Origin of the sequence: Klebsiella sp. CN_Kp066, assembly GCF_040065135.1 — a bacterium.
In the GTDB taxonomy this organism is placed as follows: domain Bacteria; phylum Pseudomonadota; class Gammaproteobacteria; order Enterobacterales; family Enterobacteriaceae; genus Klebsiella; species Klebsiella oxytoca.
Genome location: NZ_JBEAIU010000034.1, coordinates 192,459 through 205,763 on the forward strand (window position 1 = coordinate 192,459; position 13,305 = coordinate 205,763).

Here is a 13,305-nt window from a genome sequence, read left to right on the forward strand (position 1 = left end):
CAGGAGTGATAATGAAATTTGAGTTAGATACTACCGATGGTCGCGCGCGTCGCGGCCGTCTTGTGTTTGAGCGCGGCGTCGTTGAAACGCCAGCCTTTATGCCGGTTGGCACCTACGGCACCGTAAAAGGGATGACGCCGGAGGAAGTCGAAGCGACAGGCGCGCAAATCATCCTCGGTAATACTTTCCATCTGTGGCTGCGTCCTGGTCAGGAGATCATGAAGCTGCACGGCGATCTGCACGACTTTATGCAGTGGAAAGGACCGATCCTCACCGACTCCGGCGGCTTCCAGGTCTTCAGCCTTGGCGATATTCGCAAAATCACCGAGCAGGGCGTGCACTTCCGTAACCCGATCAACGGCGATCCGATTTTCCTCGATCCGGAAAAATCAATGGAGATTCAGTACGATCTCGGCTCCGACATCGTGATGATCTTCGACGAATGCACGCCATATCCGGCGGACTGGGACTACGCGAAGCGCTCAATGGAAATGTCCCTGCGCTGGGCGAAGCGCAGCCGCGACCGTTTTGACGGCCTCGGCAACAAAAACGCGCTGTTTGGTATCATTCAGGGCAGCGTTTACGAAGATTTACGTGATATCTCTGTTAAAGGTCTGGTAGAGATTGGCTTTGATGGCTACGCTGTCGGCGGTTTGGCTGTCGGTGAGCCGAAGGCAGATATGCATCGTATTCTGGAGCACGTCTGCCCGCAAATCCCGGCCGACAAACCGCGATACCTGATGGGCGTCGGTAAGCCGGAAGATTTGGTCGAAGGGGTGCGCCGCGGGATCGATATGTTCGACTGCGTCATGCCGACGCGCAACGCGCGCAACGGCCACCTGTTCGTCACCGACGGCGTGGTGAAAATCCGCAACGCGAAGCATAAGAGCGATACTTCGCCGCTGGATGCGGAGTGCGATTGCTACACGTGTCGCAACTATTCACGCGCTTACTTGCATCATCTTGACCGTTGCAACGAAATATTGGGCGCGCGTCTCAATACCATTCATAACCTGCGATACTATCAGCGCTTAATGGCTGGTTTACGCAAGGCTATCGAAGAGGGTAAATTAGAGAGCTTCGTGACCGATTTTTACCAACGTCAGGGTCGAACCGTTCCACCTTTGAACGTTGACTAATTTTAATAATGAGGGAATTTCAATGAGCTTTTTTATTTCTGATGCGGTAGCAGCAACCGGTGGCGCGGCGCAGGGCAGCCCGATGTCTCTGATCCTGATGCTGGTGGTGTTTGGTCTGATTTTTTACTTCATGATCCTGCGTCCACAGCAGAAACGCACCAAAGAACATAAAAACCTGATGAACTCCATCGCTAAAGGCGATGAAGTGCTGACGAACGGTGGCCTGGTTGGGCGCGTCACTAAAGTTGCCGAAAGCGGATACATCGCTATCGCACTGAACGACACCACTGAAGTGGTTATCAAACGTGACTTCGTAGCTGCCGTTCTGCCGAAAGGCACCATGAAGGCGCTGTAATTACCCATTTTCCCTAAGGGAACTGCCGTGTTAAACCGTTATCCTTTGTGGAAGTACGTCATGCTGGTCGTCGTTATTGTCGTCGGCTTAGTGTATGCGCTTCCCAACCTGTATGGTGAGGATCCGGCCGTTCAAATCACTGGCGCGCGCGGCGTCGCCGCCAGTGAGCAAACGCTGATCCAGGTCCAGAAAACACTACAAGAAGAAAAAATTACCGCGAAGTCTGTGGCACTGGAAGAGGGCGCAATTCTTGCGCGCTTCGACACCACTGATATCCAGCTGCGCGCGCGCGAAGCGCTGATGGGCGTGCTGGGTGACAAATACGTCGTGGCGCTTAACCTTGCTCCGGCAACCCCGCGCTGGCTTGCGGCCCTGTATGCCGAGCCAATGAAGCTGGGTCTTGACCTGCGCGGCGGCGTGCACTTCCTGATGGAAGTCGACATGGATACCGCGCTGAGCAAGCTGCAGGAACAAAACATCGACAGCCTGCGCAGCGAACTGCGTGATAAAGGCATTCCTTACGCGACCGTGCGTAAAGAAGACAACTACGGCCTGAGCATCGCCTTCCGCGATAGCGCCGCGCGCGACCAGGCTATCTCCTACCTTAGCCCTCGTCATCGCGATCTGGTTATTTCCGCTCAGGGCAGCACTGGCCTGAAAGCCGTGATGACCGACGACCGTCTGAAAGAAGCCCGCGAATACGCCGTACAGCAGAACATCAATATCCTGCGTAACCGTGTAAACCAGCTGGGCGTTGCCGAACCTCTGGTTCAGCGTCAGGGCGCCGACCGTATTGTGGTTGAACTGCCGGGTATCCAGGACACGGCGCGAGCCAAAGAGATTCTTGGCGCGACCGCGACGCTGGAGTTCCGTTTGGTTAACACTAACGTTGATAGCGCCGCAGCGGCTTCCGGTCGCGTTCCGGGCGACTCTGAAGTGAAATATACCCGCGAAGGCCAGCCGGTTGTGCTGTACAAGCGCGTGATCCTCACCGGTGACCACATCACCGACTCGACGTCGAGCATGGATGAGTACAACCAGGCGCAGGTTAACATCTCCCTCGATAGCGCTGGTGGCAACATCATGTCTAACTTCACCAAGGACAACATCGGTAAACCGATGGCGACCCTGTTCGTGGAGTACAAAGACAGCGGTAAGAAAGATGCCAACGGTCGTGCGATTCTGGCGAAAGAGGAAGAGGTGATTAACATCGCCAATATCCAGTCTCGTCTGGGTAACAGCTTCCGTATTACCGGCATCAGCAATGCGACCGAAGCGCGTCAGCTCTCTCTGCTGCTGCGTGCAGGTGCGCTGATTGCGCCGATTCAGATTGTTGAAGAACGGACTATCGGCCCAACCCTGGGGATGCAGAACATCAAACAGGGCCTGGAAGCCTGTCTGGCCGGTCTGGTGGTCTCTATCCTGTTCATGATCTTCTTCTACAAGAAGTTCGGCCTGATTGCGACCTCGGCGCTGATTGCCAACCTGGTGCTGATTGTCGGCATTATGTCCCTGATTCCGGGGGCGACGCTGACTATGCCGGGGATTGCGGGGATTGTGTTAACCCTTGCGGTAGCGGTCGATGCGAACGTTCTGATTAACGAACGTATTAAAGAAGAGCTGAGCAACGGGCGTTCCGTGCAGCAGGCGATTGACGAAGGATATCGCGGCGCGTTCAGCTCCATCTTTGATGCCAACATTACGACGCTTATCAAAGTCATTATCCTGTACGCGGTCGGTACCGGTGCCATTAAAGGGTTTGCGATTACCACCGGTATCGGTATTGCGACCTCAATGTTTACCGCTATCGTCGGCACCCGTGCCATCGTGAACCTGCTGTACGGCGGCAAGCGCGTTAAAAAGCTGTCTATCTGAGGAGTGCGTTGTGGCACAGGAATATACTGTTGAACAATTGAACCACGGCCGTAAAGTCTGGGACTTTATGCGCTGGGACTACTGGGCCTTCGGCATTTCAGGTTTTTTGCTGATTCTGTCCATTATTATCATTGGCGTGCGCGGGTTTAACTGGGGTCTGGATTTCACCGGCGGTACGGTGATTGAGATCACCCTCGAAAAGCCTGTTGATATGGATCAGGTGCGCCAGTCGCTGCAGAAGGCGGGCTTCGAAGAGCCGCAGCTGCAAAACTTTGGCAGCAGCCGCGACATCATGGTGCGTATGCCGCCGGTACATGACGCCAACGGCAGCCAGGAGCTGGGCAGCAAGGTCGTTAACGTGATTAACGAATCGACCAGCCAGAATGCGACGGTCAAGCGTATTGAGTTTGTGGGGCCGAGCGTCGGCGCAGACCTGGCGCAGACCGGTGCGCTGGCGCTGATAGCCGCGCTGGTGTGTATCCTGATCTACGTAGGGTTCCGCTTTGAGTGGCGCCTGGCGGCAGGGGTTGTTATTGCGCTGGCGCACGACGTGGTGATCACCATGGGCGTGCTGTCGCTACTGCATATCGAGATCGACCTGACCATTGTGGCCTCGTTGATGTCGGTTATCGGCTACTCGCTGAACGACAGTATCGTGGTATCTGACCGTATTCGTGAAAACTTCCGCAAGATTCGCCGCGGTACGCCGTACGAAATCTTTAACGTGTCGTTGACGCAGACCCTGCACCGTACTTTGATCACCTCCGGGACGACCTTGATGGTTATCCTGATGCTGTATCTCTTCGGTGGCCCGATTCTGGAAGGCTTCTCGCTGACCATGCTGATCGGTGTCTCCATCGGTACGGCTTCTTCTATCTACGTTGCGTCCGCGCTGGCGCTCAAGCTGGGCATGAAGCGCGAGCACATGCTGCAGCAGAAAGTCGAGAAAGAAGGGGCGGATCAGCCGTCAATTCTGCCGTAAGGCAATCGTGCATTGATAAACGAATCCCGGTCGTAAGGCCGGGATTTTTTTTATTACAACCGGCCGGATTTTGGTTACTCTCCTGTATCAGCGCTAAATGACATGGAGAAATGCCGATGGCTGTCGTAACTCTTTCCACCGTTCCTCAACCCCCGCTCTGGTACGATGTGCCTTCCGTCACGCTTAACGACGACACGCTGCGCCAGCGCAAAGCGAAGGTGCTGGCGAATATGCGGCAGCAAGGGCTGGATACGCTTATCATCTATGCCGATAAAGAGCACGGCGGCAACTTTGAGTATCTCACCGGTTTTATTCCCCGTTTCGAAGAGGCGCTACTGGTAGTGCATCGGGACGGTGAGGCGGTGCTGGTACTGGGTAACGAGAACCTGAAGCTGGCAAGCTACGCGCGGCTGGAAAATCGTGTGATTCACGCCCCGTGGTTTTCGCTGCCCAATCAACCGATGGAACCCCGCAAAACGCTGGCTCAGCTGTTTCAGGAGGCGGGCGTTGTGGGGGGAAAAAGAATTGGCCTCGCGGGCTGGAAGCTCTTTACCGGCGCGGTTGATGACCGCGCGCGGATGTTCGATCTGCCCGCCTTTATCGTTGACGCTATTCGCGAGGCAGCCGGGCCGCAGGCAAGTATAACCAACGCCACCGGCATTTTTATCGACCCGGCAAGCGGAGCGCGAATCACCAATAATGCCAACGAGCTGGCGCACTATGAGTACGGTGCTAATCTCGCCTCAACCGCGATTCTGACCGCGCTTAACGCCATTGCGCCGGGAAAAACGGAAAAGCAAATCGGCGCGCTGCTGGCGGCGGAAGGGCAAGCGAATAGCGTGGTGATGATTGCCGCCACCGGCGATCGCTTTGCCGGAGCGAATCTCTACCCCAGCGATAAAGCTATCCAGCGCGGAGATAAATTCTCGCTCACCACCAGTTTTAAAGGCGGCCTGAGCAGCCGCGCAGCCTACGTGGTGGCCGATGAGAGTGAACTGGCGCCTGAGGTGGCTGATTATCTGGACGTAGTGGCGAAGCCCTATTTCAACGCGGTGGTGAACTGGCTGGAAAATCTGCGCATCGGCATGCGCGGCGGCGATATGTATGCCCTGATCGAGCGAGTATTGCCGAAGGCGGAATATCACTGGCACCTGAATCCGGGACATCTGGTCGCGGATGAAGAGTGGCTCTGCTCGCCCATTGGCCCCCATTCAGCCGCCTGTCTGCAAAGCGGAATGATATTGCAGATCGACATTATTCCTTCCCGAGCGGGCTACGGCGGCGCAAGCATTGAAGATACCGTGGCGCTTGCCGACAGCGCGCTGCGTCGGGAGCTGGCGCAAAGTTACCCCGAGCTCTGGCAGCGCATTGTCGCCAGACGATCGTATATCGGCAATCGGCTTGGCATTGCGCTTCCTGAAGAGGTGCTGCCTTTCTCCAGTACCGTCGGCTACCTGCGTCCGTGGCTGCTTAGCCCGGAGCGCGCGCTGGTCTGCGCACCATGCTGACACAATGCTGTCAGTAGGCCTGTCATACACTCCTCCTGAACCCAAACAATGGACAGGAGGAAGTATGAACAACGTCATTAACTGGTTTGAGATCCCGGTTGCCGATATGGATCGTGCCGTGGCGTTTTACGAGCCGGTGATGCAGGTCACGCTGAAACGGGAAAATATGGAGTGTGCCGAAATGGCCGTATTTCCTTATCAGGACCCGGCTCCCGGCGGCGCGCTGGCAAAGTTTGATAGCGTTAAGCCCTCCGATCAGGGATGCATTATCTATCTGCATACCGATAATCTGACGGCCACGCTAGAACGCGTCAACTCTGCGGGCGGAAGCTGCGTTTTTGGCCCCTTTGAGCTGGCGGACGATATCGGCACGATTGCCCTGTTTATCGATAGTGAGGGGAATCGGATTGGTTTGCATCAACCCGCATAAATGAGATAACAAAAATGAGCCGACGCGCCGACCGTCTTTTTCAAATCGTGCAGATCCTGCGGGGGAGGAGATTAACCACCGCGGGATTGTTGGCCGAGCGGCTTGGCGTGTCAGAGCGCACTATTTACCGCGACATTCGCGATCTCTCGCTTTCCGGGGTTCCGGTTGAGGGAGAGGCCGGAAGCGGCTATCGGCTGCTGGCGGGCTATGATCTACCGCCGTTAATGCTGACAACCCAGGAATCGGAAGCGCTGATAGCCGCTATTCGGCTACTGCAAACCTGGGGCGGCGCGTCGCTGTCCCGGGCGCTGGAATCGGCGCAGGAAAAGGTGCTGGCGATATTGCCCGCGGAGAGCCGACGTAAGGCCGAGCAGTCGCGGCTGTTCGCACCGGACTTTGGTTCCCAGGGCTATAGCAAAGATCAGTTTGATTTGGTGCATCGGGCGGTCTCCGCTCAGCAGGCGCTCGCGCTGCGCTATCGTGATGAAGCGGGAAATCAGTCGCAGCGAGAAGTGCTGCCGCTGGGGCTTTTTTTCTGGGGCGAGCGCTGGCTGCTGGTGACCTGGTGCGAGCTGCGTGAGGATTATCGCTGTTTCCGTCTCGACCGCTGTCTGGAGATTTCCGCCACCGGGCGTCATTTCAGCGAACGAGCCGATCGTTCATTGAGTGATTTCTTGCGTAAGGTAAGGTGCGAAGAGCGTTAGCTTTAATTATCCCCGGCGCATTTGCCGGGGATAATCGGGCCGATTAGAAGTTGTAACCGACCACGAAATAACCACCCCAGCCGGTAGAGCGGACGTTAAAGTCGCCGTCGCCGAAGTTCAGTTTCGCGTCATCCGCCCACTGGCCGCCGTTGTGGAAGTAACGCGCCACGACGGAGTAGTGCCAGTGATCGTAGTTCAGCGCCAGGATATGGCTGGAAGCGATGGAGTTGCTGGTGCGTGAATGCTTACCGTTCAAATCATAAGAGTTGTCATCGCCCAGATCGGAGCCCCAGTCAAAGTTGGTGAAGCCGATATAGCTCAGTGAACCGCCCCACAGATCGGTCAGCGGCACAAAGTATTTCACTTTGAAACGGTAACCGTCCCATTCGTTCTCGTTAGATGCGCCATAGTTTTGCCACTGATATTTCGCATAGACGTTCAGGGAGAGGCTCATCGGCAGGCCGGTATCGATATCGGTACCCAGACCCATATACCAGGTGCTCTGACGACCGGATTTGTTGCGGCCCATGTCGTAGATATAGTTGTTGGCGAAATACCACTCTTTGAACGGGCCGAAGCTGAGGTCGGTACCGGTCAGTTTATCGATAGAGAAGCGCGGCTCAATTTCCATAAACAGCGGAGAACCGTGGTTCCAGATACCTTTCGCGTCGGTGTTGCCGCCGAAGAATACCGGCGCATCCATATAGCCATAGAAATCAAACCAGTCTTTCTTAGCGAACGCTTCATATTCCAGATAAGTATCGTTACGAATCTGCGGCCCAAAACGAGTGTGGTAGCTGCCCACCACGTTCACACTCTGGTGCCACCAATCAGACAGATATTGCGGTTTGTCGTTTTCTGCCGCGCTGGCAGAGAAAGATGCGGAGAGCGCCAGAGCTGCGCCAGCTGCCAGTAATGTTTTTTTCATAATGATGCCACTGTTTAAATTAAGCCTGAAGGCGTTAAAAGAATCGCCGTAGCGTTTCTAAATATTTCGTATTTCTGTGGCGTCTATTATAGGAATCATTGCTCACAAAAATATGTGTTGTTTCACATAACGAAGACATAGGTAATCGATTGCGTTCACGATTTTATGCATTTCTTGACGAAATGCCACCGAAATTCATAATTCCTGTCAATTTTTAGTGAACCGATCGGGAAATCTGTAAGTGGATTTGCACAGCGGAAAAAAAGCCGGATGTTGAACGCATCCGGCAGACGGCATTACTGCATACTGGCGGGCTGAATATCGTGGATGCGAACGAAGCCAACCTGCTCTGGCGTCACGCCATTCAGGCGCAGCGGAATGTCGACATCGCTCGGCGCCAGGACGCTTGCCGGAGCGCTAATGAGCTGATTTTGTACATTAACCTCCTGGTAGCTATCGGTTGTGCCGCTGATCTGCCCGGAGGCGACCGTCGCGCTAAAGGCCGGCAGCGGATCGTTTGATTCCCCCTGAATGCGCAGGGTGAGGCGGGTACCGTCGCCATCCGGGGCGATATTGAGCAGCGACATGCGCAGGGTACCAATCTGGCTTTTCAGGCGAGCTGGCGTTTTCGCCTCCGGCAGCAGGTATACGCCGCTGTTAGATTTCGCGTTCAGAACGTTTTGCTGAGTAATTTTTACCGTTTGCTGATTGAGCTGGGTCATCTCTTTGCTCAGAGTGCTCACGCTCTGGTTCATCTGGCGAATTTCGCTTTGCTGCGCGCAGGCGCTAAGGGTGAAAATGCTACCCACAATGGCCAGCTTTAAATAACGTCTTGTCATAGTCGAGATTCCGTTAACAGAGGATGCTTAATGGTAGATCGTTCGGCTAAACGCACTATAGATCCTTTGTCTCAAAAGCTCTTTCTTTGTTGTCGGGTCACTTCGCGGTAAACTACCTGTTAGTTTAACTACTTGTCAGGACGCGCTATGCATTGCCCTTTCTGTTTCGCCGTAGATACCAAGGTTATCGACTCACGTCTGGTGGGCGAAGGCTCTTCCGTGCGTCGTCGCCGCCAGTGTCTGGTCTGCAACGAACGCTTTACGACGTTTGAAGTGGCGGAGCTGGTGATGCCGCGAGTCGTAAAAAGCAACGACGTGCGCGAGCCTTTTAATGAGGACAAACTGCGCAGCGGCATGCTTAAAGCACTGGAAAAGCGTCCGGTCAGCTCAGATGACGTCGAAATGGCGCTTAACCACATTAAAACCCACCTGCGCGGAACTGGCGAACGTGAAGTGCCGAGCAAAATGATCGGCAATCTGGTGATGGAACAGCTGAAAAAGCTCGATAAAGTGGCCTATATCCGCTTCGCTTCCGTCTATCGCAGTTTCGAAGATATCAAAGAGTTTGGCGAAGAGATCGCCCGCTTACAGGACTGATCCATGCAGGACGAAATATACATGGCGCGAGCGCTGAAGCTGGCTGCGCGCGGACGCTTCACGACTCACCCAAATCCGAATGTCGGCTGCGTGATTGTCAAAGATGGCGAGATCGTCGGCGAAGGTTTTCACTATCGCGCCGGTGAACCGCACGCGGAGGTGCATGCGCTGCGCATGGCGGGCGAAAAAGCCCAGGGCGCGACGGCGTACGTGACGCTGGAACCCTGTAGCCATCACGGGCGTACGCCGCCGTGCTGCGAAGCGCTAATTGCCGCAGGGGTAACCCGCGTCGTTGCCGCAATGCAGGACCCCAATCCCCAGGTCGCGGGGCGCGGTCTGTACCGCTTGCAGCAGGAGGGCGTTGACGTCAGCCACGGGCTGATGATGAATGAAGCCGAAGCGCTGAATAAAGGTTTTCTCAAGCGCATGCGCACCGGCTTTCCGTGGATCCAGCTAAAAATGGGCGCATCGCTGGACGGCCGCACGGCGATGGCCAGCGGAGAGAGCCAGTGGATCACCTCACCGCAGGCGCGGCGTGATGTCCAGCGCCTGCGCGCGCAAAGCCACGCTATTCTGACCAGCAGCGCGACGGTGCTGGCGGACGATCCGGCGCTGACCGTACGCTGGGACGAGCTCAACGCTGAAACCCAGGCGCTGTACCCGCAGGAAAATCTGCGCCAGCCTTTACGCATCGTTATTGATAGCCACAATCGCGTCACGCCGCAGCACCGTATCGTGCAGCAGGCGGGCGAAACGCTGTTTGCCCGCACCCGTGAAGATGAACGGCAGTGGCCGGAGAGCATACGTACTCTGCTGGTGCCGGAGCATAATGGTCGGCTGGATCTGGTTTTATTGATGATGCAGCTGGGCAAACAGCAAATTAACTCGATCTGGGTGGAGGCCGGGCCAACGCTTGCCGGCGCGCTGTTGCAAGCCGGGCTGGTGGATGAGCTTATCGTCTATATTGCGCCTAAACTGTTAGGCAGCGATGCGCGCGGATTATGCGCGCTGCCGGGGCTTGAGAAACTAGCGCAAGCACCCCATTTCAAATTCAACGAGATACGTCATGTAGGCCCGGATATTTGCCTGCATTTAGTGAACGCTTGATTTCCCTGGTCAAAAGGGAAAGCAGTGCGCCGATTATTATGATAGAATCCGCCCCCCTTGCGGGGCCAAATGAACTGAACCCGAAGGAAGAGTATGAACATTATTGAAGCTAACGTTGCTACCCCGGACGCTCGCGTCGCCATCACCATTGCGCGTTTCAACAACTTTATCAACGACAGCCTGCTGGAAGGTGCGATTGACGCCCTGAAGCGTATTGGCCAGGTTAAAGATGAAAACATTACCGTTGTTTGGGTTCCAGGCGCGTACGAACTGCCGCTGGCGGCTGACGCACTGGCGAAAACCGGTAAGTATGACGCGGTGATTGCGCTGGGTACCGTTATCCGTGGCGGCACTGCGCATTTTGAATATGTGGCTGGCGGTGCAAGCAATGGCCTGGCGCACGTCGCTCAGGACAGCGGAATCCCGGTAGCCTTCGGTGTTTTGACCACAGAAAGTATTGAACAAGCCATCGAACGCGCTGGCACCAAAGCCGGTAACAAAGGCGCTGAAGCAGCGCTGACCGCGCTGGAAATGATTAACGTATTGAAAGCCATCAAGGCCTGATTTTTGTAAGGGGAATTCCGTGAAACCTGCTGCTCGTCGCCGCGCCCGTGAGTGTGCTGTCCAGGCGCTCTACTCCTGGCAGTTGTCCAAAAACGACATTGCTGATGTCGAATACCAGTTCCTGGCGGAACAGGATGTAAAAGATGTCGACGTTCTGTATTTCCGCGAGCTGCTGTCCGGAGTGGCGACTAACAGCGCGTATCTCGACGGCCTGATGAAGCCGTACCTTTCTCGTCTGCTGGATGAGCTGGGTCAGGTGGAAAAGGCGGTCCTGCGTATCGCGCTGTTTGAGCTGTCAAAGCGTAGCGATGTACCGTACAAAGTTGCGATTAACGAAGCCATTGAACTGGCGAAAACCTTTGGCGCTGAAGATAGCCACAAGTTTGTCAACGGCGTGCTGGACAAAGCTGCCCCGGTAATTCGTCCCAACAAAAAGTAAACTCCAGGGCCGGATTTGCAGAGTCTCACTTCTGCAAACCGGCCTTATTCTTTTCTTTTTCTGAGGCATAACGTATGGCATGCGGCGAATTTTCCCTGATTGCCCGTTATTTTGATCGCGTAAAAAGCGCACGTCTTGATGTTGAAACCGGCATTGGCGACGACTGCGCGCTCCTGAATATCCCCGAGAAAAAAACGCTGGCAATCAGCACCGACACCCTGGTGGCGGGAAACCATTTTTTACCCGACATCGACCCTGCCGACCTCGCCTATAAAGCGCTGGCGGTAAATTTAAGCGATCTGGCGGCGATGGGCGCCGAACCGGCGTGGTTAACGCTGGCTCTGACCCTGCCGGAAGCGGACGAAGCCTGGCTTGAAGCCTTTAGCGACAGCTTGTTCGTACAGCTTAACTATTACGATATGCAGCTCATTGGCGGCGATACTACTCGCGGACCGCTGGCGATGACGCTGGGTATTCACGGCTATGTGCCAACGGGACGCGCGCTGAAGCGTTCCGGGGCAAAGCATGGCGACTGGATTTACGTCACCGGCACGCCGGGAGACAGCGCTGCTGGCCTGGCGATTTTGCAGGATCGGCTGCAGGTGGAAGATGCCACCGACGCGGATTACCTCCTGGCGCGTCATCTGCGCCCGCTGCCGCGGGTTCTGCAGGGTCAGGCGCTGCGCGATCTGGCGAATTCGGCCATCGATCTTTCCGACGGCCTGATTTCCGACCTGGGGCATATTCTCAACGCCAGCGGCTGCGGCGCGCGCATCGACCTTGATGCAATGCCGTTCTCGGATGCGATGCTGCGCCAGGTGGATAAGGAGCAGGCGCTGCGCTGGGCGCTCGCCGGCGGTGAAGATTATGAACTGTGCTTTACCGTACCTGAACTCAACCGCGGGGCGCTGGACGTGGCGCTTGCCAATCTCGGCGCGCGTTTTACCTGTATTGGACAGATCGTTCCTGAATCAGAAGGCCTGCAATTCACCCGTGAGGGCAAGCCGGTAACGCTGGACGTTAAGGGGTATGACCATTTTGGCGCGTAGTAGAGATGTGGCGAAAAGCCGGCTGAAGATGAGCAACCCCTGGCATCTGCTGGCAACGGGATTTGGCAGCGGTCTTAGCCCCGTGGTCCCCGGCACGATGGGGTCGCTGGCGTCGATTCCCTTCTGGTACTTGCTGACCTTTATTCCCTGGCAGCTCTATTCGCTGGTGGTGATGATGAGTATCTGCATCGGCGTCTATATTTGTCACCGTACGGCGAAAGATATGGGTACCCACGATCACGGCAGTATCGTCTGGGACGAGTTTGTCGGGATGTGGATTACGCTGATGGCTTTGCCGACGATGGACTGGCAGTGGGTTGCCGCCGGGTTCGTGATTTTTCGCATCTTTGATATGTGGAAGCCGTGGCCTATCCGCTGGTTCGACCGCAATATCCACGGCGGGATGGGGATCATGGTGGATGATATCGTCGCCGGGGTGATTTCCGCCGGGGTGCTGTACGTCATTGGCCACCACTGGCCAATTGGGCTTTTCTAAAGGTCGTCCGGCCCGCCTGACGTGTACCGCCCGTAGATCGTGCAAGCCGGCGTTTCCCGGAGGCGGTGCTGCGCACCTGTCCGGGCTACTGTCCCACAGACGGTGGAGAACTCGTAGCCCGGGCAAGGCGCTTTGCGCCGCCCCCGGGAGCAAAGCGCAGAGTGGCATAATTTCCCGGAGGCGGTGCTGCGCACCTGTCCGGGCTACTGTCCCGCAGACGGTGGAAAACTCGTAGCCCGGCAAGGCGCTTTGCGCCGCCCCCGGGAGCAAAGCGCAGAGTGGCATAATTTCCC

General features: G+C 55.9%; 15 protein-coding genes. 13 read left to right on the forward strand and 2 right to left on the reverse strand.

The genetic code is table 11. The annotated features are described in order from the left end of the window. The first annotated feature begins 11 nt into the window (after window positions 1-11). From tgt to ABLV75_RS12650, 7 genes are all read left to right on the forward strand, one after another. Entirely contained in the window at window positions 12-1,139 is a 1,128-nt protein-coding gene (gene tgt, locus ABLV75_RS12620; protein WP_004099421.1) for a tRNA guanosine(34) transglycosylase Tgt, read from the forward strand. 22 nt (window positions 1,140-1,161) lie between these two features. Beyond that, on the forward strand, window positions 1,162-1,494 hold the full coding sequence (yajC, locus tag ABLV75_RS12625) for a preprotein translocase subunit YajC (RefSeq protein ID WP_004099423.1): 333 nt from the start codon (window positions 1,162-1,164) through the stop codon (window positions 1,492-1,494). A gap of 27 nt (window positions 1,495-1,521) precedes the next feature. Then, a complete protein-coding gene (gene secD, locus ABLV75_RS12630; protein ID WP_071530320.1) occupies window positions 1,522-3,369 on the forward strand; it encodes a protein translocase subunit SecD in 1,848 nt (615 codons plus the stop codon). 10 nt (window positions 3,370-3,379) lie between these two features. Beyond that, window positions 3,380-4,351, forward strand: a complete 972-nt coding sequence (gene secF, locus ABLV75_RS12635) for a protein translocase subunit SecF (RefSeq protein ID WP_004099428.1) — start codon at window positions 3,380-3,382, stop codon at window positions 4,349-4,351. Between the two features lie 116 nt (window positions 4,352-4,467). Continuing rightward, complete coding sequence (locus ABLV75_RS12640; RefSeq protein ID WP_004099430.1) at window positions 4,468-5,859, forward strand: M24 family metallopeptidase; 1,392 nt, start codon at window positions 4,468-4,470, stop codon at window positions 5,857-5,859. 64 nt (window positions 5,860-5,923) lie between these two features. Next, window positions 5,924-6,289, forward strand: a complete 366-nt coding sequence (locus ABLV75_RS12645; protein WP_004099432.1) for a VOC family protein — start codon at window positions 5,924-5,926, stop codon at window positions 6,287-6,289. 14 nt (window positions 6,290-6,303) lie between these two features. Further along, window positions 6,304-6,993: a YafY family protein gene (locus ABLV75_RS12650; RefSeq protein ID WP_004099434.1), complete on the forward strand. Its 690-nt coding sequence runs from the start codon at window positions 6,304-6,306 to the stop codon at window positions 6,991-6,993. A gap of 43 nt (window positions 6,994-7,036) precedes the next feature. Here ABLV75_RS12650 and ABLV75_RS12655 read toward each other — a convergent pair whose 3' ends face one another. Both ABLV75_RS12655 and ABLV75_RS12660 read right to left on the reverse strand, forming a co-directional pair. After that, a complete protein-coding gene (locus ABLV75_RS12655) occupies window positions 7,037-7,921 on the reverse strand; it encodes a nucleoside-specific channel-forming protein Tsx (protein WP_004099436.1) in 885 nt (294 codons plus the stop codon). 296 nt (window positions 7,922-8,217) lie between these two features. Next, the gene (locus tag ABLV75_RS12660) at window positions 8,218-8,760 is read right to left on the reverse strand and encodes a DUF3251 domain-containing protein (RefSeq protein WP_004099446.1); all 543 of its coding nucleotides are present in this window, start codon (window positions 8,758-8,760) and stop codon (window positions 8,218-8,220) included. Between the two features lie 147 nt (window positions 8,761-8,907). Here ABLV75_RS12660 and nrdR point away from each other — a divergent pair, with 147 nt between their 5' ends. The 6 genes from nrdR to pgpA all read left to right on the forward strand — a co-directional run bounded on the left by nrdR (window position 8,908) and on the right by pgpA (window position 13,012). Beyond that, on the forward strand, window positions 8,908-9,357 hold the full coding sequence (nrdR, locus tag ABLV75_RS12665; RefSeq protein WP_004099449.1) for a transcriptional regulator NrdR: 450 nt from the start codon (window positions 8,908-8,910) through the stop codon (window positions 9,355-9,357). A 3-nt stretch (window positions 9,358-9,360) separates the two neighbouring features. Next, complete coding sequence (gene ribD, locus ABLV75_RS12670; protein WP_004099453.1) at window positions 9,361-10,464, forward strand: bifunctional diaminohydroxyphosphoribosylaminopyrimidine deaminase/5-amino-6-(5-phosphoribosylamino)uracil reductase RibD; 1,104 nt, start codon at window positions 9,361-9,363, stop codon at window positions 10,462-10,464. Between the two features lie 93 nt (window positions 10,465-10,557). Continuing rightward, entirely contained in the window at window positions 10,558-11,028 is a 471-nt protein-coding gene (ribE, locus tag ABLV75_RS12675; protein WP_003021575.1) for a 6,7-dimethyl-8-ribityllumazine synthase, read from the forward strand. Between the two features lie 19 nt (window positions 11,029-11,047). Then, window positions 11,048-11,467 carry a transcription antitermination factor NusB gene (nusB, locus tag ABLV75_RS12680; protein WP_004099457.1) on the forward strand — a complete coding sequence of 140 codons (420 nt, stop codon included), beginning with the start codon at window positions 11,048-11,050 and terminating at the stop codon, window positions 11,465-11,467. Window positions 11,468-11,541: 74 nt separating this feature from the next. Then, entirely contained in the window at window positions 11,542-12,516 is a 975-nt protein-coding gene (gene thiL, locus ABLV75_RS12685; RefSeq protein WP_004099460.1) for a thiamine-phosphate kinase, read from the forward strand. Next, window positions 12,497-13,012, forward strand: coding sequence for a phosphatidylglycerophosphatase A (gene pgpA, locus ABLV75_RS12690; RefSeq protein ID WP_004099462.1), 516 nt, complete (start codon window positions 12,497-12,499; stop codon window positions 13,010-13,012). Before thiL ends, pgpA begins: the two co-directional genes overlap by 20 nt. Window positions 13,013-13,305 lie beyond the last annotated feature (293 nt).

Excerpts from the sequence above, each read along its gene's own strand:
- tgt (WP_004099421.1), top strand. The coding sequence starts at position 12 with ATGAAATTTGAGTTAGATACTACCGATGGTCGCGCGCGTCGCGGCCGT.
- yajC (WP_004099423.1), top strand. The coding sequence starts at position 1,162 with ATGAGCTTTTTTATTTCTGATGCGGTAGCAGCAACCGGTGGCGCGGCG.
- ABLV75_RS12640 (WP_004099430.1), top strand. The coding sequence starts at position 4,468 with ATGGCTGTCGTAACTCTTTCCACCGTTCCTCAACCCCCGCTCTGGTAC.
- ABLV75_RS12645 (WP_004099432.1), top strand. The coding sequence starts at position 5,924 with ATGAACAACGTCATTAACTGGTTTGAGATCCCGGTTGCCGATATGGAT.
- ABLV75_RS12650 (WP_004099434.1), top strand. The coding sequence starts at position 6,304 with ATGAGCCGACGCGCCGACCGTCTTTTTCAAATCGTGCAGATCCTGCGG.
- ABLV75_RS12655 (WP_004099436.1), bottom strand. The coding sequence starts at position 7,921 with ATGAAAAAAACATTACTGGCAGCTGGCGCAGCTCTGGCGCTCTCCGCA.
- ABLV75_RS12660 (WP_004099446.1), bottom strand. The coding sequence starts at position 8,760 with ATGACAAGACGTTATTTAAAGCTGGCCATTGTGGGTAGCATTTTCACC.
- nrdR (WP_004099449.1), top strand. The coding sequence starts at position 8,908 with ATGCATTGCCCTTTCTGTTTCGCCGTAGATACCAAGGTTATCGACTCA.
- ribD (WP_004099453.1), top strand. The coding sequence starts at position 9,361 with ATGCAGGACGAAATATACATGGCGCGAGCGCTGAAGCTGGCTGCGCGC.
- ribE (WP_003021575.1), top strand. The coding sequence starts at position 10,558 with ATGAACATTATTGAAGCTAACGTTGCTACCCCGGACGCTCGCGTCGCC.
- thiL (WP_004099460.1), top strand. The coding sequence starts at position 11,542 with ATGGCATGCGGCGAATTTTCCCTGATTGCCCGTTATTTTGATCGCGTA.
- pgpA (WP_004099462.1), top strand. The coding sequence starts at position 12,497 with ATGACCATTTTGGCGCGTAGTAGAGATGTGGCGAAAAGCCGGCTGAAG.